Genomic DNA, 18,213 nt, shown 5'->3' with positions numbered 1-18,213 from the left:
AATAAACTGTGTCAAACCGCATTTTTAGTTCAACTCAATTTTCAATCTGCCAGGAAAGAAAACATCAAGTTGAGAGATAGTTAATGCCCAATCATGTACAGGCATCGTCCACTTTTCCTCTGCCTTCTTTATAGCACAATATACCTGCTTATACAAGGCATTTATGCTGGTAAATGAGCCTTTGGTCTTAGTGAATTTCCTAATTTGCCTATGTAGCCCCTCTATGGGATTGGTGGTGTAGATTATCCTCCTAACTGGACCAGAATACTTAAAATAACCAGACAAGTTTTCCCAATTATTCTGCCAAGATTTTATAACCATAGGGTACTTTGTGCCCCATTTTTCATCCAATTCCAACAGATAATTCTCGGCAATTTCCTTGCTTGAAGCTTGATATACCTTCTTTAAATCGCTCAAAAAACTCTTCGCATCTTTACTGGCCACATACTTCAGTGAGTTGCGTATCTGATGCACTATACACATCTGCACTTCCGCATTAGGAAAGACACTGTTTATAGCTGCAGGAAAGCTTTTCAGCCCATCAACGCAGGCAATAAGGATATCTTCTACTCCTCTTTCTTTGAGGTCATTTAGCACTCCCAACCAGAAGTTAGCTCCTTCACTTTCAGCCAAATAAAAACCTAATACTTCTTTTTTGCCATTTTGATCTATGCCTAATATGTTATACATGCATTTACTTACGCAATGCCCGTCCTCTTTGACTTTAAAAAACCATGAAAACTATCGGATATACAGACTGCAGCGGGCGACTACGCCATTCGTTGATTACTGGTAGCAATTTGTCAGTAATACTTGATATCTCTGCCGCCGATATTTTGTGATCATAAATTTCCTCAACATGTGACACTATATCTCTATAGCCCATACCACTGGCAAATGTGCTCAAAATCTTCGTTTCAAGCTCTGGATGTAAGTTTGTTTGCCTTTTTTTGACTATTTGTGGTTCGAAACTTCCTTCCCTATCTATTTGGCGTCAAAAGCTCAAATGACCCTGCGCTTGTACGTAAAGTCTTTGCATTCCTCCCATTTCTTCGATTATTCTCTTCGCTTTCAGCCGACAAGTGGTTTTCTATTTCACCTTCCAGGCTTACCTCCAGCAACTTTTTTATAAACGGTGTTAATGCTCCATCTCTTCCTGTCAACGGTCTTCCTTCTCGTATAGACGACAGGATATTTGTTTCTAATTCTTTATAATCTACCAAACCGGTAGTTCTGTTTACTACTTTCTGACTCATTGTCAAACCTCCATTTTTTTATATCAATTTATTACTTTTTTTTCGGTTTGACACAGTTTATTTAACACTCCCTTTACCTCTTAATAAATGGTACTTCTGTGTCCTATTTCTGTGATGATTACTGTGTTCTCTAATTTATCTACTTTATAAATAATCCGATAATCGCCTACTCTTAATCTTTTACTTCCTACTAATCTACCACTTAATGGTTTACCAAGATTAATTGGATCAATTGTAAGCCGCTCGTCTATAGCTCTTCTAATTCTTGATCTTATTGTTGGTGGTAAAGTAAGGAAATCTCTCTCAAGAACCTTTTCTGAATAGATAATATTGTATTTCACTCATCTTTAATTGTCTTTGCAGATAATATTTTATCCCAATCGACATCCTCACTTCTGACCGTCTTTGCATCTGGCACATCACGTTCTTTTATAATTTCAGCCATCTCTTTCTCTGCTTCAAATTCTTCTTTCACAAGACACACTAAAACTTCTGGTATAGTTTTATTCCATGCTTTTGCGACCTCTGTAAGATACTGAGCAAATTCACCCTCGAAACTTACATTAATATTGAGCTTTTTTTGACTTTGAGCCATATGATTAACCAGAAAACATCAACTATAGACTATAACATTTTTACACAATTTTGTCAATCCCCTTACTCGTTGAAATAACAATCTTTCTCTTTGGCTTCACACCTGCAACTTTTAACTCTGCTTTGATTCGTTGTCTTAAATCCAATAGATCTTTTATCTGAACTTCCCCATACCTAACCACATGATCGCCGTACGCAATTGATAATACTCTCTCTCCGCTCTGTAGCTTCTTTATCGCTTCTTCTACTTGAGTTAAATATTCTTGGTTGTACATCAACTTTTCTCACTCAACCATTGACTTCTTCTCACTCTCTTTGACTTTTTAGCTTTTTCACCTGCTAAACTTTCCCATTTACTCTCTGGCCAACGATCAATCCCCAGGGCAATAGACGCTGCTCTTGCGTAAATTCGGCAATCTAGTACTTCATTTCGGTCTCTTATCTTTTGCCACTCTTGTTTGGTATATCCTTTTACTACCTTGGTAATTAGTTGCTCTGCGGTTAGCTGCTTAAAATATTCAGGTGGATATTCGGGAAAATGACAATACCCCGGCGCCCCTTCTGTTAAAACATTAAGTAGCTGAAAAAGCTCGGACTTTAATATCGATACTCCAACTGGCCACAGCTTCATTCCTCTCTTTAGCTTTTGTCCGCTAACTGTTACATCAACTCTACTTGGGCTGCTAAGTGGCACTAGCGCTTTGTTTGCACCTTTCACTGCCATTAACCCTCCCAGAGCCCTGGTGACCTCTTACCCAGTTGTATACTTCTTGTGTTGCATATCCAGCATCTACCGCCATCATACTTATCATGTATTCAAGCCCATTTTCACCGATAAAATGATGATTGAGTAGCTCCGAAAGTTTTCCCCATACTTCTTCTCCTCCCGGATCTCCCTCAAATACCTGGTAGTCTATTGACCAACTTTCTCGGTTTTTTCCCCATGCTACTACTTCTACTTCTAACCGATCTTTTTGTACATCAACCCCTGCCGTTAACACTATTTTTCCACCTTTTGGCACCGTACCTATCGGAAAATTTTCTCGACGCTCAAATAGTTGCTTCCAGTCTGGTACTTCTCCTTTATCTACCCAGGTTTCTCCGAGTGTTGTATTTATCCAAACTTTCAGTAATTGCTCATTTTCCTTTGCATGCAGATAATCTTCCACTGCTTGTTTCCAACTATACCAGCCTACTGGGCTATACAAGCTGAAAGGTGGAATCCTATTTTTGCCCCTTCTTTTGCCTCTTTTTTTCCTTCTTTCCCTGTAGCTCTCCATTTTCCACGGGCTAGCATCTCTGTTTTCTGATGATTTTTTATTTCTCCCCTACACTCTATGCAAACGTAGTGGGCTGTTGAGGGATCTTTATCTTTCCACTTTATCTGTGGCCATTTTAACACCTGATAGTAATTACAATGCGGACATGGGAGAAAGAAATATCGTTTGTCTGAACTCTCAAATTCCTTCTCTATTCTGCTGATTCCATGAACCGTTGGTGTTGAAACTAAGAATATTTTTCGCCGCGTAAATGTATTAGTTCGCGCGATACTGAGAAGAACTGGATCTCCTTCTCCTCCTGAATCTCCTGGATATGCATCTACCTCATCTAAAAAAAGATATTTTACCGGCATTGAACGCAGACCCACTGGACTATTGGCACCTGTTACTACTACCGTTCCTCCCGGAAACTCTTTGCTCTGCACAGTATTCCCTGAATCTCTCGACCTTGGATCTTTTATTTTACTCCTTAAACATGGGGTATCTTCAATGAGCGGCGCAAATCTTCCCTTTGACCAACGCGTGCCCATTTCTACTGTTGGCTGTACTACCAGCATTGGCCCTGGCGTCTGATCAATAATATAACCTATCCAGTTATTCCCTGCTTCTGTTCCTCCAATCTGCGCTCCTTTCATGAATACCACCTTTTCAGCCGGTGAAGACGAAGATAGTGAATCCATTATTTCTCTAAGGTACGGCGTTCTCTCTGTTCTCCATTTCCCTGGCTCTGATGATGCTATTGTTGAAAGTTGACGACTCCTATCTGCCCACTCTGATACTTTAAGTAGCGGATCTGGCTTTAACCCTGTATAAAAGCTACTGCTATAGATCATAATGTTATTTGCTGCAATTGTTGCACTTTTAAGGAGAAAAAGAGGTATTTTTTGTCTGCAGTAAGTATCTGCTGACGCTTTACTTAAAATCATTATTGCAACTAATATAGGCTCACTAAGGCGATAAGACGCTTTTTTAGTAATTTATATGTAGTCATTAAAATACACTTTGTGTTAGTTCTTCCAATGCAACTCTGATTTCCTCAGTCAGTGTCTCATGGATCTTCTCTGTGTCGTTCATCGATGCTAGTAATGCTGATACTCTGTCTGGGATATTGAGGAGATTGTTTCTCACTACTCTTGCCACGTTAAATGCTTCAGTCTTTACTTCCTCTACTGAGATAAGTTCACCAATTTCAGCAAAATACACTTTGTGTTAGTTCTTCCAATGCAACTCTGATTTCCTCAGTCAGTGTCTCATGGATCTTCTCTGTGTCGTTCATCGATGCTAGTAATGCTGATACTCTGTCTGGGATATTGAGGAGATTGTTTCTCACTACTCTTGCCACGTTAAATGCTTCAGTCTTTACTTCCTCTACTGAGATAAGTTCACCAATTTCAGCTTTTGCTTTTGCCTCCAGCAGTTTTCCCCGCTCCATCTCGTTTTTTATCCGGGTTTTAAGCAACATCGTGGAAAGTTCATTATTTCCTCTTTTTTCCCCTTCTTCTCCACCTTTTCTCCTCAGTGGTTGACTTGGATCTCTAATTGCTTCTATTGCTCTATTTGCTTGTTCTCGGTCAATCAAACCATCCTCCAGCTCAACTATTCCTTTCTTTACTAAGTAACAGACGTACTGCTTTGAAACTCCCAGTTCTCTTGCCCATTCCGTCTGCGTGATTTTTCCTCTTTCCACCTTTCTTTCCCCTCTTTTTTCCCTTATTTCGTCCCTTACTGTCTTGATTCTTGAATTTGTGCGAAAGTTTTACCAGAACCAAAAAGGGTGGAATCTCTTCCCGTATACACCTGCCAACGCTTTATCGTTACATCTACAAACGTAGGATCTAGCTCTATCGTCCTACAGATTCTTCCTGTCCTCTCACAGGCAATTAATGTACTCCCAGAACCACTAAATGGATCAAGAACTATGTCTCCTGGTCTACTGCTGTTTACTATCGCTCTCTCCATTAACTCCACTGGTTTCATCGTTGGGTGCAGCGAGTTGTACGTTGGCTTATCGTAAAACCATAGGTCACTTTGATTGCGTCCTCCATGCCACTCACGTTTATTGCCGTTTTTCCAACCGTAGAGTATTGCTTCGTATTGTCTTTGGTAATCAGATCTTCCTAGCGTAAAATGATTCTTTGCCCAAATGATGAATGTCGACCATCTTCCACCTGCTTCTTCAAATACTTTTTGCAAGGTCGCCAAAAGCTCAGATGATGATGCACAAATGTAAATTGCCCCTTTGGTGTATGCTAAAACGTGAGTACAAATGTCATACAGAAAAAGTTCGTATTTTTCACCTTGATCATCGTTTAATATCTTCTTGTCTTCTCTCTCTTGACTGTCACCATATGCTACGTTATACGGAGGGTCACACACCGTAATATCTGCCATTTTATCGTCTAATACCGCTTTAAACGATTCAACCAGACAACTATCACCACAGTAGATTCGATGACCACCTAAAATCCACAGATCCCCTGGTTTTGTTATTTCCACTTTTTTGTCATCACCAGCTAAATCAGAAAATTTTTCTCCCTTTTCCCCTTGTTCTTCCCTTCCATCAAGGTTATCAAGAAAGCGTTGGACTTTTTCTAGCTCAAATCCAGTCATTTTGAGGTCAAACTGCAAATCTTCTAACTCTTGAATTTCTACCTTTAAAAGATCATCGTCCCACTTTGCCCAGTTAGCTGATTGATTTGCCAGTAACCGAAAAGCTTTGGTTTGGGCATCACTTAAGTTATCACTGAGCACCACTGGAATACTTTCCATACCCAGTTTCCTTGCTGCTTTAAGCCTTAAATGACCATCAACTACAGTTCCATCGCTTTTTGCAACTATCGGAATACGAAAACCAAACTCCCGAATTGAAGCGCACATTCTGTTTACTACATCGTCATTCTTGCGAGGGTTGCGATCATATTCGACAAGATTTTCAATAGGATAGTAGTGTATTGCTAAATTCATATTCTTAATATTTTATTAAATTGCTATATTTAAATTCTTAACAACTAATTAAAAAGTTAATAATCAAAATACGTCTGACGCTAGAGAAGGTTTGGGCTTTTTGCTACCAAGTCAGCCTGGCTGGCGGGAAGGACCCATATTTCACTCTGGTCCTTTGTTATGAAAATCGTTATTTATAGTAGAATTAGTATTAAAACTCATTATGTAAAATATTAATATCACAGCATTCGCTAAAACTCATTATGTAAAACATTAATGCCAAAGCATCTACTTCATTATCGTCTTGAGGAAAAAAACCTTTGCCTTTCACAGCTTCAATGACTTCACCCTTACTTGCATTGCCTTTGCCTGCTATGAAACGTTTTATCGTCTTCACCGGAACACCTTTGTATGGTATATGATGCTTTTCACACCAAGTAGCTAAAACAGCAAAGAAACCACCATAACAATGCGCAGCATCAGTTCCAAGGTGTCTTCTTACTTCTTCAAAATACACTACAGAAATGTCTTTCAAGGAATTAAGCCAATTACTAAAACTTAAGAAGCACATGCCACCTCCGCTGAAACGGCTACCATGAAAATTTTTGCTCCCACTTTGAATTACTCCATCTGTAAGAATAGCCCAGCCAGTTTGTTTGCCGAGGTCGAGTGTTATCATTTGCTATAATTTTACTGTTTAAAACTATGAGTAGCCTGTTTGACAATCAAAAACTTGCTAATGCCCAATAAGCTGAGTTTCCTCCCCCTAATAGTTATATACAGTAAATGTAACTTTTTGTTCAGTATTAATTATCATTTTATTGCACAATTTGGTAAAGGTGTTTGAGATAATCTAAATCTTGATAGTTGCTCCACTACCTTATTTCTTTTATCCATTGTTTCTTTTTCAGTCTTTTCCACTTCATTTCTACATTTTTCAATCTCTTCTAAGTTTTCTTCTGACTCTTTTATCCTTTTATCCTTTTATCCAGTAGGTCAATGAAGGCATTGGTGTCAGATTTTAAGTTTTCCACTTCTTTTTTGTCTTTACTTTCTTCTATCCTTTTTTTTATCCGGGTTTCGATATCAGAATCTAAGTTTTCTTCTATTTCTCTTCTCTCTATACTTTTTTCCAGCAAGTTGATTAAGATATTAATATCAGATTCTAAGCTTTCTACCTCTTTTCCAAAAACTTTTATATAATCCAAAATAAGATCTAGTATAAATTTATCTCCTCTATAATTCAGCTCAGGTTGTATTGTCAATAGCCTTATGAGCTCAATCGTTGCTTCTTTTCTTTTTTCTACATAGCCATAGATTTCAGCCTCTTCTAAAAGTCTAAAAACATCAATATTGTCGCGCAAAAAGTCTAAGTTCCTTTTCTGCATGATTTCTCATATTTGTTAGTCTCAGCTTTAGTTTTTTTAGGCAAAAGCTTGTCTAAGTTGCTTTAAATCTTTATCATGAGTTGAAGAGTGCATAATGAACATAAGACGCCTAAGCAAAGAAACCTGTTATTGCTTTTGCATTAAAAGGGTTGTTGTTATCATCGAAATATTCCATGAGCCTCTCATCCGGTGTTTCTTCTTCTATGGCAGTAACTTCAAACTTTTTTCCTTGAGCTACCTCTACAATTTGCTGATTTCATCACTGAGAGTTTTGCAATTAATTGCTCAGAGATTTTAAACAAAAGCTGTTCTACTGACATACTTTGCTATACCGAAATTATGAAAACTGTTCACTTTTTTGAAAAAATATTTTACAACGAATAAAAAACGTGATAAACTAAAGCAGGGATTTTTTTATAACAAGTAAAAGTTTAAAATAAAAAATAATTTAGAAATGCCTTGTAATCGAGTTTTAAGCTACTCTACATGAGCAACTTAGGTCTTGGTGGTATCTCTATTGCTTCTTCAGATGATATTAGAAATCAAATACAAGAGAAAAATGATGAACAACGAATAGGAGTACAATCTGTATGTAATGGTTTAAGTGGTAGTACACAAACAAAATTCAAATCAACAAGCAGTAAAGCCTATGCTATAGAAATAGGGTGTGGTATGATTATTGGAGTAGCTATAGCATACCTTGCAGGAGCTGCTGCTTTAACCTCTGTTGCTACTGTTATTGCAGTGTTGCTTGTAGCTGCAGTGATTGGCGCACTGGTGGGTTATGGTATTAGCAAGTTTTGTGAAAAAGTTAGTGAAGAGAAACGAGAGAATTCTGATATAAGTACATGTGCTGCTGTTAAGAGTGTGCTTTTTGGTGCATTTGCTACTGGGTATTCTAAAACGTTGCAGTTTTAGTTCAAAATTAGCCTATTTTCACAACGCCGCTTTTATTTGAATTGTTCTCACAAATATACGTACCTTTTCGTGTTTTTGGGGAAAGTAAATAAACAAATTTGTTATGACACTAATTGACATGGTATCTTTGTTAAAATATTTTGTGAAAAAGTGGTTGACTTATAGTTTGGATATCTTAACGATAGCGTTAGTATAGGTATATTTGTTATGTATGCTTGTATGTTACATGATAGCATTAATATAGAGGGTAAAATGAACTTTTCTCAATATGTCAAAGATGACGCTTTAGTATCATATAACGCCACAATAAATATAAGCGAATTGGTAGGCTTTTTACAAAGTAAAATACACATTACAAAACTTTTTTTACCGTTTTGCGATATTGATGAAAAAGGTGCAGAGGTCTTAGCTAATGGGAATCTTTCACATCTTACTTCACTTAATTTATGGGGTAATAGTATAGGTGAAAAAGGTGCAGAGTTCTTAGCTAAAGGTAAGCTTTCAAATCTTACTTCACTTAACTTACAGTCTAACAATATTGGTAAAAAAGGTGTAGAGGCCTTAGCTAAAGGTAAGCTTTCAAATCTTACTTCACTTAACTTACAGTCTAACAATATTGGTGAAAAAGGTGCAAAGGCCTTAGCTAACGGTAATCTTGCAAATCTTACTTCACTTGGTTTAAGGGGTAATAGTATAGGTGAAAAAGGTGCAGAGACCTTAGCTAAAGGTAAGCTTTCAAATCTTACTTCACTTAACTTACAGTCTAACAATATTGGTGAAAAAGGTGCAAAAGCCTTAGCTAACGGTAATCTTACAAATCTTACTTCACTTAACTTACAGTCTAACAATATTGGTAAAAAAGGTGCAAAGGCCTTAGCTAACGGTAATCTTACAAATCTTACTAAACTTAATTTATATAATAACAGTATTGGTGATGATGGTGCAGGAGCATTAGCTAAACTGAAAGAAAGACGTGAAGCTGAAACAACAAGATTAAGAGAAATGGAAGAAAGTCAAAATAGGGTGAGAGAATTAGAAGAGAGATATCAAATTGAAATAACAGCATATAGATTAAGAGAAATGGAAGAGATGCACCAAACCGAAATAACGAGATTGAGAAAAGAAAGACAAGATATGGCAAGAGAAATAGAAAAGTTAAAAGAAGAAAGGCAAAACACGGCAAGAGAAATAGAAGAAATAAGAGCTCAGCTTATGGAATTTAGAGCTGCAAGAGATTCACAGTAAGCAACTACTAGCCCTGCAAATCAAACTAATGATCAGCCAGATCTAAGTAGCAGGTTAAGTGAAGCGCAATCAGTGCCGGCATGTTCAGTTACTAAGCTCGTTGCATTCTGACGATAGTGATATTGAAGTAATCAGCAGACCGTAATGTCGTTAATCTGGCAGGCATAGCTAATTAACAAGCAGAAGCATAGCAGGATCAGAGGTGTGCACATCAATGTCAGTGAAGTTTGTGGAAGTCAAGAATACTAAAGTTAGAAAAATTATTCTTGCATTAGCTTTTATCCGTGCTATGTATATTATACATAATATCTTTATCGAGGGGGTGTATGACTGAAGGTATTTTCGAACCTGAGCAGGTTTCTAATGCAAAAATAAATCTCAAAATAAGTGAGACAGAAGAATCACCTAGTGGGTCAGTTACTGAAGAACTGTATGCAGAACATTTTGATCGGCAAACTCTTGAAAGTGGTACAGTATCGTCAAGTCAAGAACAAAGTGATGATTCTGATTACTGGGATGAGTCCGGTATTGCAGATAAAAATACTGTTGTTGAAAATTCTCTTATTTCAGCAAACTCAGTTTTAATGGGGTTAGGAAAGCTGTTAACTGAAAGCGAAAAAGTTTTGATTGATGAATTTTATAGAAAGATGGAAAATATAGTAAGAGCAAAGGTAGAAATGCCTCGCCAAGGTGAACACAGAAATTCTACAAAGGTTACCCTGGAGAATATGGAACATTTAATAGATGAATATTTGAAAAAGAAAATAAAGCTAAATTTACGCTGTGATGGCTATGAGTACACTGTAGCGAACTTTGTGTTCAAAAAAATAATTGATATTGCTAATGCTGATAGTGTTATGCGTATAACGCCTACTACTAGATCACGGTATAAAGATTATAAGGAAGAGGAAGAGGCAATAGATGAGTGGACAGAGGGTGAAGAACCTTTATTCAATATTGTCAATAAGATATTATCAGCAGGTGCAAAAATAGAGTCTGATTTTTATGATCATAGTATGGTAAGTGAAGTTATGTGGGGAAATGATGAACCTATTTTTGCAGAATGCGGAAAAATTGAGAAAGAACTAAAAAGTATAGCATATAAAGGTTTAGTAAACAAGAATGAACAAGCTCAAGATGATGATCTAACAGTAGAAGCGGATAACAATCTTGTTTTTTTAGGTGGCCACAAAACAGTATTGTTGAAGTTGCAAAGGTTATAAATAGTAAGGTGAATGAAAATTTCAATATAGAAAGTGGCATTTTACAGATTGGAGAAAGTATAATAAGAGTTGAAAATGTAGGAGGAAAAAGAAATTACACAGATGTCTTAGAAGGCAGCGTCGAGATGTCTTTTACTACTGAGGTAGGAAAGATTAGTATTTATCTAAGTTCTAGGGATGAAGGTAGTAATAGAATAAAAGTAGAGCTCGATGAAAAGAGCCAGGGAAAGTTTGATAAATTAAAAGATCAATTAAGTTTAGGAGAAAGCTGCTTTTTAGGAGGGAAAAGTGTTCTACAAGCTGTAAAAGATGGAGGTTTTGAAAGAAACGGTGGTATACCTATAGAGTTAGCTGAAACTATTAAACAATCAGATTGTGTAGTGAAAGAATCAGGCGTTCCGTCTACTCTTGTGAGTCCGATTGGTAGTTTAGACTCGCCGAAAAAGAAGGAAGCTTCAAGTCAAACAGTAGGCCATTTATAGGGTGGAGATCCCTATGGTGATATTAAATTAATAGCTTAGGAGTTTTTCTAAAGAAATTATCTTGTTTGAAAAATTACTTGACATTTATGGTCTTTCAATCATACTACTAGCTTTAAGATTCTGTAGATCCAGTTGTTCTATGTCTTCCACTTTTTCTAGCTTTGTGCCAGGCTTTAGAGCATTATACACAACGCAAAACCCATACAAACCAACCCAACAATCCCTCCAACTACCGCTATAACGTGTACTTTGGAATATTCAATCAGTAGATAAGATGCAACACAACTTACCAATAACACCGCACCAACAACACCAGCCAGGATTGCTTGCCTTTGTTGCGTTAACGGTTTGTTTTTTTCGTCTACAGAATTGCTAAATCTACTATCAAAACATGGTTCGGAAGTTGGCTCTACAGTAGTTTCTATTTGCGCTTTTTCGCTGCTTTCACTTATAGGTTGAAGATCTTCACTATTTATATTACATAATTTTGTGTCAGTTTCTGTAGCTTTATCAATTACGTGAGTAGTATCTTTATTTGTTACACCATATTTACATACTTCACGCACTTCCTTACTATTTTCATCTTTAGCTGTAGTAGTTTTGGTTGTAGGTGTGGTTTGCTGTTCTATGGTCGTTTTTATGCTAGGAATATCTTCTAAAATTTTTTGCCTTCTTCTCTTTTCTGTGCTGCTAGAAACACTTGGCTCTTGTTCTTTTGCGGCAGCGCTATTTTTGAATTTTTTAGCAATACTTTTCCATATTTTTTTCGGTGTTCTCATAATGTTTTTCTCCTATTGTTTTTATAAATTAAGATCATAAAACTTCTCCAGATACTGTCTTTCATGTCAATAGTAATTTTAAAAAACTTTTTAAACCGAATTTAAATTCCATTGATTAGTGTAGCTGTGCTTTAAGTTTGTGCGGACGCACAGCTACACTAATTTAGGGAAGCTGACCTATTTGTTACATTTCTCAGTAAAAACTCTACTATCTCTGGTCAAAGAGTTAGAAAAGGTAAGCAACTTTCTCATGTCAATGAGTCACTTAACTAAACCACCATTGAATGGTTGATTGTTTTTAAGAATACCAAAAAATACATGCATTAGTTTTCTCATCAGCGCAACAATTATAACCATTGGGCATTTTCCTCTACTTTCTAAACGTTGGCAAAACTTTTGAAAGTGAGAATTATGATTCTTGGCTACTATAGCTGGCATATAAAGAGCTTTGCGAATACGCTCAGATCCTATTTTACATATTCGACTTTTTTTACTTAGGGAGTGTTAAATAAACTGTGTCAAACCGAAAAAAAAGTAATAAATTGATATAAAAAAATGGAGGTTTGACAATGAGTCAGAAAGTAGTAAACAGAACTACCGGTTTGGTAGATTATAAAGAATTAGAAACAAATATCCTGTCGTCTATACGAGAAGGAAGACCGTTGACAGGAAGAGATGGAGCATTAACACCGTTTATAAAAAAGTTGCTGGAGGTAAGCCTGGAAGGTGAAATAGAAAACCACTTGTCGGCTGAAAGCGAAGAGAATAATCGAAGAAATGGGAGGAATGCAAAGACTTTACGTACAAGCGCAGGGTCATTTGAGCTTTTGACGCCAAATAGATAGGGAAGGAAGTTTCGAACCACAAATAGTCAAAAAAAGGCAAACAAACTTACATCCAGAGCTTGAAACGAAGATTTTGAGCACATTTGCCAGTGGTATGGGCTATAGAGATATAGTGTCACATGTTGAGGAAATTTATGATCACAAAATATCGGCGGCAGAGATATCAAGTATTACTGACAAATTGCTACCAGTAATCAACGAATGGCGTAGTCGCCCGCTGCAGTCTGTATATCCGATAGTTTTCATGGTTTTTTAAAGTCAAAGAGGACGGGCATTGCGTAAGTAAATGCATGTATAACATATTAGGCATAGATCAAAATGGCAAAAAAGAAGTATTAGGTTTTTATTTGGCTGAAAGTGAAGGAGCTAACTTCTGGTTGGGAGTGCTAAATGACCTCAAAGAAAGAGGAGTAGAAGATATCCTTATTGCCTGCGTTGATGGGCTGAAAAGCTTTCCTGCAGCTATAAACAGTGTCTTTCCTAATGCGGAAGTGCAGATGTGTATAGTGCATCAGATACGCAACTCACTGAAGTATGTGGCCAGTAAAGATGCGAAGAGTTTTTTGAGCGATTTAAAGAAGGTATATCAAGCTTCAAGCAAGGAAATTGCCGAGAATTATCTGTTGGAATTGGATGAAAAATGGGGCACAAAGTACCCTATGGTTATAAAATCTTGGCAGAATAATTGGGAAAACTTGTCTGGTTATTTTAAGTATTCTGGTCCAGTTAGGAGGATAATCTACACCACCAATCCCATAGAGGTGCTACATAGGCAAATTAGGAAATTCACTAAGACCAAAGGCTCATTTACCAGCATAAATGCCTTGTATAAGCAGGTATATTGTGCTATAAAGAAGGCAGAGGAAAAGTGGACGATGCCTGTACATGATTGGGCATTAACTATCTCTCAACTTGATGTTTTCTTTCCTGGCAGATTGAAAATTGAGTTGAACTAAAAATGCGGTTTGACACAGTTTATTTAACACTCCCCCAAGCTCTGATATAGACGAGCCTGTATTGTCTAATCACGTAAGTAATAACCTCAGCAGATGATTTATAATGTTATAGTTATAAGGGGGTTTTTGTGAAAAATAGGGATCTTGTAGTCCTCTTATTAATTTTAGCATTAGTGGTTCTTTTGCTTATTTTATTGTTAATGTATTTTTTTAAATGGAAAAAGGAGGGTAGTAAAATGTTACCAAATAAAAATGGTGGTGCTAGTAGCACTGGTATGGGAAGTGTACAACATAAAGAAGTTCCTAATGTATCACTTAATTCTCAAGGTGTAGAACGTAAGGATAAAGAAATTCCTACTGCATCTAATTCTCAAAGAGAACAGAGGCAAGATGATTTAACAGTAATAGATCATATGACTTTGGAAGATACGCTCAGGATACTTAAATCTTGATAACGTGTTGTCTGAGCTTGATGATGATCTAAAGGACGTTAAAGCGGGAAAGAGAACTATAGAAAACCACAAGGAATATTTTAAAACACAAGTTGACAAGAAACTTACACAACTTTGTAAAAAATATCATCCTAACTCGCCAAAATGGCACAGTATACCTGAAGAAGAAAGACCAAAAGCTCAAGCAATACAGGCAAAATTAGATGACATACGAAGTATATTGAAGCATTTTAATGAAAACTTTTCCCAATGTGATAATTTTAAATACAGCTATTTTAGCAAAGTACGAGTTGATTTTTTAGGTAACAAGGAAAAATTAAAAAACATAACTTACACAGTACTAAACAAGCTAGGCGAGTTATCTCATATTAAGTACGAGAGGTTGGTACCTGATCTCAATGGGTTTTTAAGGTCAAGTCAAGCTAGCATGAAAGGTTTTATCTCAAATAATGTGGACCACTTCCAAAAAGAAAAAGATAATGCTGAATGTTATTTTCAAAGTTATTTAATTGGTTATGAAGAATTGCGTACTAATCTAGAGTTGTTTTGTGATCTATGCAAAGAAAATGATCGCATGGAACCTATTGCAACTCAGATGTTAGAAGAGTGTAAAACTCAGGGTAAAATATTAAATAAAGTTTCTGGTCATTTAATAAATCACGAATATTCTTATTGCATTAATGATAAACGAAGTTACGAACAAGCAGAGAAAGATTTTACTTTACCGTTTATAGAGTATACTAACATTTTAGCTATATGTAATGAGATAGTTAATACAAAAAGGTGGAGAGAGCTTGTTAGTAATGAAACGATATATAAAACTGTGGCTGATAACAAGGTTATTAGAAATTTAAATAGCTTTTTATCATTGCATGAACTTTCTCATTACCTTGTAACATATTATTGCTATGGAAATGAGGAAAATGGAAAATTAGCTGCTAAGCTTTTGCATATTAACTCATTGGATAAAGAACATGCATTACAGCTGCTTGTTCAAATAATCAATGTATACTCAAATTGTCTAGAAAAGGAATTTCAGCCTGAAAAGGATTTTTATGAAAAAGTTGCAGAAGTGCAGATGAATTTTCTGAGGACAATGAAAAATTTGGGTGATGAATTTTGTAAAGATCTGAGGCAATACAATGAGCAACTTTACGAAGTGCATTTGGAGCGGAATGAAGTAGTATCAGAGATGTGCGAACAAATTCGCGAGCAAGGAGAATTTTATAAACAAGCTTCAGAGCTTTGTGAACAAGCTTCAGAGTCTTGTAGGCAAGATTCAGAGTTCTTAATAGGACATTTAGAACGTGAGGAAGCAGCCAGTGCAGAAAGGGAGGAAAGGTTAAAAAAAATGATTGAAAGTGTTAAAGAACAACGCAACAAACTTAGTTGTAGCTCATCTAGCCAGCAACAGCCTGCAAACCAAGCAGATGATCAGCCAGATCCAAGTAGCGAGCTAAGTGGAGTGCAGCCAATATCGCGCAGTCAGTCACTGGATTCTTCACATTCTAACGATAGTGATGTTGAAATAATCAGCAGATCACAATGTCGTTAATGTGGCAAGAAGAAGCAATTAATTTTCTTGCTGGGCAGAGAAAATATAGAGTACTATGGTGGGGTTTTGGCCCCACTCTGCTTGAGAGTTTATGCAAAAAGAAAGGCTTTAATGCTAAAAAACTTTTAGAAGATAAGTTTTCTGAAGGAATAAAAGAACAGTGTATAACATTGCTTGAGGCTTTTGGTGAGGAAAAGTTGTATTGGTGGTGGCCGTGGAGTGGTAAGCTAAAAGATGCTCAAATAGATAAGAAACAATGTCAGAGGGCAGGAGAATATGGGAACTATTCTTGGTTTTGGAAGATAGTTTTGGGTCTATTTACTTCAGTTTTGATTCATTGCCGGGTTCTACAATGGAACAGTTTAGTTACAAATTATTATGGGGGTTGTATGTTTAAAAAGGGAAGTTTTGAAGGCAGAAATCAAGCAAGAAACAGAAGTCAAGAAGTACCAACAACATCGACTAATATTTCTGATAATTTAAATAAAGGACCTGATTTGATGACTCTGGGTGATGTATTAAAATTGTTTGGTTTACCTAAGCTGCTACAAGAACTTGACGTTAGTCTTGAAGAGGTAAGAAGGCATATAAAGGATGAAAAAGAACATGAACAACGTGTTAAGGATGCTGATAAGGAAATCAGGAATTTGTCTTTAAAGTATCACCCTGATAGAGTTCAAAATAGAGGTGGCTCTGATGAAGAAGTAGCACAAGCTAAAGAGATGCAAACCGCACTGGGTACAACAAGAACGGTATTAAATAGCCTTACTAAAGCATTTTTAAAGGATCTTGATGTTGACTATAAGTATGGGTTTTATGCAAAAATGGAAATTAGTTTACTAGGAAATGAAGATGAGGTAAACAAGCTGAATTTTGGAATATTAAATAAATTAGCTAGAGTGTCAGAAATTAAACAAGGGAAAATAATAGCAAACATAAATAGCTTTTTAAAGGCAGGCCAATGTGGTATAGAAAGCTTTATTAATGATGAGTTGGATAATTTTAAAAGAAATAGAGATGATGCTCTACTCTATTTAAGCATGTGTGTTAAGGGATATAAAAAATTAGTTAAAGAGTTTAATGAAGTAAAAAAAGAGTGTGGGAAAGTGTGCGAGAAAGATAAAGAACTGAAAGGTATATATTCTTCAATATGTAATATGTTAATTGAGAGTGAAATGCAATTGGATATGTTGCAAGAATTAGATGAGTTTGCTACAGACTCCTTACAAAAAAAGTTTCAACCTCCCAGAGTTTATGAAGATGCGGATGAATATTTTGTGCTACCGTTTATAGAATATGTTAGCGTTTTATTGATGTGCAGTAAGATGTGTGTTAACGTAGAAAAAAAGAAAAACAAAGAGAAGAAATCATGGTTTTCTTTCCTTCTGGAAGGGAATTCATCACAGGAAACGAAGGAAAATTCAGAGATTAATTTTGAACAAGAAAGGGTGTTATACGGTTATGCGCATTGTTTAGCATCGTATTTTAACGGCAATAATGAATACGGAAAAAAAGTAAGAGACATCCTTGAAATAACAGGTAATAAGGAAATCAGCCATGAAAAAGTGAGAAATAGATTTTTTGAAATCATAAAAATAATCAAGAATAATTTAGCACATAAATTTAAACCTGATTCTTATATAGAAGGTGGTGTTGGAAAATATATTATGGAAGAGTACATTAAATGGACAAAGATTATGGATGATGTATTGAAAAGAGCAGAGAAGTCTATAGCTGATACTGACACTTATATAGAGAGCTCTAGAATAGAGAATAAGAAGCTTCGAGAAGATTGTGATAGGGTCATAAGAGGGAATGCAAAACTTGAAGAAGAATGTAGGAGATCTACAGAAGAGAGTAGAAAAACGAGAAAAGAGTTACAAAACTTTACGCAAGAATTGTTTAACTATATAGGATATAGCAGAATAGCTCAGAATGAAGAGGCAAGTACTAGCCAACAACAACCCTATGCTCAAGGTACTAACGATCAACAACAAGAATCAGCTATTCAGGCTTCTAATGCTAAATTTGATCAGCAACAAAAACCAAATGCTCAAGCTGCCAATGATTCAAATGTGCTGCCAATGTCGCGTAGTAGGTCGTCAAGCCTGTCAAGTTCTGGCAGTAGCAATAACGATCAGTCAGGTCCAAGTAGCAGGTTAAGTAAAGTGCAACCAATTCCACACAGTCAGTCATTAAGTTCTTTATATTATAACGATAGTGATATTAAAATAGACAGCAGATCACAATGTCGTTAATCTGACAGGCGTAGCAAGTTAAGCGGAAATGGCACAAGT

Annotated in this window: 15 protein-coding genes and 5 pseudogenes; 8 read left to right on the top strand and 12 right to left on the bottom strand. The window is 36.3% G+C overall.

All coding sequences use genetic code 11. From position 1 onward, the window contains the following. Window positions 1-24: 24 nt before the first annotated feature. The 10 genes and pseudogenes from OOK87_RS04265 to OOK87_RS04220 all read right to left on the bottom strand — a co-directional run bounded on the left by OOK87_RS04265 (window position 25) and on the right by OOK87_RS04220 (window position 7,461). Window positions 25-1,256, bottom strand: a pseudogene (locus OOK87_RS04265) (IS256-like element ISWpi15 family transposase). Between the two features lie 80 nt (window positions 1,257-1,336). Then, window positions 1,337-1,597, bottom strand: coding sequence for a type II toxin-antitoxin system RelE family toxin (locus tag OOK87_RS04260; RefSeq protein WP_253303276.1), 261 nt, complete (start codon window positions 1,595-1,597; stop codon window positions 1,337-1,339). Then, window positions 1,594-1,851 (bottom strand): hypothetical protein, encoded by a 258-nt coding sequence (locus OOK87_RS04255; RefSeq protein ID WP_264688165.1) that lies wholly within the window; start codon window positions 1,849-1,851, stop codon window positions 1,594-1,596. The genes OOK87_RS04260 and OOK87_RS04255 overlap by 4 nt, the downstream gene beginning before the upstream one ends. 40 nt (window positions 1,852-1,891) lie before the next feature. After that, window positions 1,892-2,125, bottom strand: coding sequence for a hypothetical protein (locus OOK87_RS04250; protein ID WP_264688164.1), 234 nt, complete (start codon window positions 2,123-2,125; stop codon window positions 1,892-1,894). Then, window positions 2,125-3,963: pseudogene (locus OOK87_RS04245) on the bottom strand (phage terminase large subunit family protein). Before OOK87_RS04245 ends, OOK87_RS04250 begins: the two are co-directional and overlap by 1 nt. A 157-nt stretch (window positions 3,964-4,120) precedes the next feature. Then, a pseudogene (locus OOK87_RS04240) lies at window positions 4,121-4,324 on the bottom strand (hypothetical protein); the annotation flags it as partial. Beyond that, window positions 4,320-4,817: a hypothetical protein gene (locus tag OOK87_RS04235; protein ID WP_264688163.1), complete on the bottom strand. Its 498-nt coding sequence runs from the start codon at window positions 4,815-4,817 to the stop codon at window positions 4,320-4,322. The pseudogene OOK87_RS04240 and the gene OOK87_RS04235, both read right to left, overlap by 5 nt. A 35-nt stretch (window positions 4,818-4,852) precedes the next feature. Next, entirely contained in the window at window positions 4,853-6,094 is a 1,242-nt protein-coding gene (locus OOK87_RS04230; protein WP_264688162.1) for a DNA modification methylase, read from the bottom strand. A 190-nt stretch (window positions 6,095-6,284) separates the two neighbouring features. Continuing rightward, window positions 6,285-6,752, bottom strand: a complete 468-nt coding sequence (locus tag OOK87_RS04225) for a RuvC family protein (protein ID WP_264688161.1) — start codon at window positions 6,750-6,752, stop codon at window positions 6,285-6,287. Between the two features lie 289 nt (window positions 6,753-7,041). After that, entirely contained in the window at window positions 7,042-7,461 is a 420-nt protein-coding gene (locus OOK87_RS04220; RefSeq protein ID WP_264688160.1) for a hypothetical protein, read from the bottom strand. Between the two features lie 486 nt (window positions 7,462-7,947). Here OOK87_RS04220 and OOK87_RS04215 point away from each other — a divergent pair, with 486 nt between their 5' ends. The 4 genes from OOK87_RS04215 (at window position 7,948) to OOK87_RS04200 (ending at window position 11,329) form a co-directional block, all read left to right on the top strand. After that, window positions 7,948-8,379 (top strand): hypothetical protein, encoded by a 432-nt coding sequence (locus OOK87_RS04215; protein WP_264688159.1) that lies wholly within the window; start codon window positions 7,948-7,950, stop codon window positions 8,377-8,379. A 252-nt stretch (window positions 8,380-8,631) separates the two neighbouring features. Then, window positions 8,632-9,624, top strand: coding sequence for a leucine-rich repeat domain-containing protein (locus OOK87_RS04210; protein WP_264688158.1), 993 nt, complete (start codon window positions 8,632-8,634; stop codon window positions 9,622-9,624). A gap of 326 nt (window positions 9,625-9,950) precedes the next feature. Beyond that, window positions 9,951-10,847 carry a hypothetical protein gene (locus OOK87_RS04205; RefSeq protein ID WP_264688157.1) on the top strand — a complete coding sequence of 299 codons (897 nt, stop codon included), beginning with the start codon at window positions 9,951-9,953 and terminating at the stop codon, window positions 10,845-10,847. 8 nt (window positions 10,848-10,855) lie between these two features. Continuing rightward, the gene (locus OOK87_RS04200; RefSeq protein ID WP_264688156.1) at window positions 10,856-11,329 is read left to right on the top strand and encodes a hypothetical protein; all 474 of its coding nucleotides are present in this window, start codon (window positions 10,856-10,858) and stop codon (window positions 11,327-11,329) included. A gap of 173 nt (window positions 11,330-11,502) precedes the next feature. Here the strand turns inward: OOK87_RS04200 and OOK87_RS04195 are convergent, their stop codons facing one another. Next, window positions 11,503-12,108, bottom strand: a complete 606-nt coding sequence (locus tag OOK87_RS04195) for a hypothetical protein (RefSeq protein ID WP_264688155.1) — start codon at window positions 12,106-12,108, stop codon at window positions 11,503-11,505. A gap of 261 nt (window positions 12,109-12,369) precedes the next feature. Beyond that, window positions 12,370-12,609 (bottom strand): annotated as a pseudogene (locus OOK87_RS04190) (transposase); the annotation flags it as partial. Between the two features lie 68 nt (window positions 12,610-12,677). Between OOK87_RS04190 and OOK87_RS04185 the strand changes: the two are divergent. The 4 genes and pseudogenes from OOK87_RS04185 to OOK87_RS04170 all read left to right on the top strand — a co-directional run bounded on the left by OOK87_RS04185 (window position 12,678) and on the right by OOK87_RS04170 (window position 18,174). After that, a pseudogene (locus OOK87_RS04185) lies at window positions 12,678-13,909 on the top strand (IS256-like element ISWpi15 family transposase). A 236-nt stretch (window positions 13,910-14,145) separates the two neighbouring features. After that, window positions 14,146-14,361, top strand: coding sequence for a hypothetical protein (locus OOK87_RS04180; protein ID WP_264688154.1), 216 nt, complete (start codon window positions 14,146-14,148; stop codon window positions 14,359-14,361). Window positions 14,362-14,368: 7 nt separating this feature from the next. Beyond that, the gene (locus OOK87_RS04175; RefSeq protein WP_264688153.1) at window positions 14,369-15,916 is read left to right on the top strand and encodes a hypothetical protein; all 1,548 of its coding nucleotides are present in this window, start codon (window positions 14,369-14,371) and stop codon (window positions 15,914-15,916) included. After that, the gene (locus OOK87_RS04170; protein WP_264688152.1) at window positions 15,907-18,174 is read left to right on the top strand and encodes a hypothetical protein; all 2,268 of its coding nucleotides are present in this window, start codon (window positions 15,907-15,909) and stop codon (window positions 18,172-18,174) included. The genes OOK87_RS04175 and OOK87_RS04170 overlap by 10 nt, the downstream gene beginning before the upstream one ends. Window positions 18,175-18,213: the final 39 nt, after the last annotated feature.

The organism is Wolbachia endosymbiont (group A) of Sympetrum striolatum (assembly GCF_947250715.1).
Taxonomy (GTDB): domain Bacteria; phylum Pseudomonadota; class Alphaproteobacteria; order Rickettsiales; family Anaplasmataceae; genus Wolbachia.
The sequence above is the reverse complement of the archived record's forward strand: the minus strand, read 5'-3'. Positions and strand labels throughout refer to the sequence as shown.

Excerpts from the sequence above, each read along its gene's own strand:
- OOK87_RS04220 (WP_264688160.1), bottom strand. The coding sequence starts at position 7,461 with ATGCAGAAAAGGAACTTAGACTTTTTGCGCGACAATATTGATGTTTTT.
- OOK87_RS04170 (WP_264688152.1), top strand. The coding sequence starts at position 15,907 with ATGTCGTTAATGTGGCAAGAAGAAGCAATTAATTTTCTTGCTGGGCAG.
- OOK87_RS04205 (WP_264688157.1), top strand. The coding sequence starts at position 9,951 with ATGACTGAAGGTATTTTCGAACCTGAGCAGGTTTCTAATGCAAAAATA.
- OOK87_RS04215 (WP_264688159.1), top strand. The coding sequence starts at position 7,948 with ATGAGCAACTTAGGTCTTGGTGGTATCTCTATTGCTTCTTCAGATGAT.
- OOK87_RS04180 (WP_264688154.1), top strand. The coding sequence starts at position 14,146 with ATGTTACCAAATAAAAATGGTGGTGCTAGTAGCACTGGTATGGGAAGT.
- OOK87_RS04210 (WP_264688158.1), top strand. The coding sequence starts at position 8,632 with ATGAACTTTTCTCAATATGTCAAAGATGACGCTTTAGTATCATATAAC.
- OOK87_RS04250 (WP_264688164.1), bottom strand. The coding sequence starts at position 2,125 with ATGTACAACCAAGAATATTTAACTCAAGTAGAAGAAGCGATAAAGAAG.
- OOK87_RS04225 (WP_264688161.1), bottom strand. The coding sequence starts at position 6,752 with ATGATAACACTCGACCTCGGCAAACAAACTGGCTGGGCTATTCTTACA.
- OOK87_RS04195 (WP_264688155.1), bottom strand. The coding sequence starts at position 12,108 with ATGAGAACACCGAAAAAAATATGGAAAAGTATTGCTAAAAAATTCAAA.
- OOK87_RS04230 (WP_264688162.1), bottom strand. The coding sequence starts at position 6,094 with ATGAATTTAGCAATACACTACTATCCTATTGAAAATCTTGTCGAATAT.
- OOK87_RS04255 (WP_264688165.1), bottom strand. The coding sequence starts at position 1,851 with ATGGCTCAAAGTCAAAAAAAGCTCAATATTAATGTAAGTTTCGAGGGT.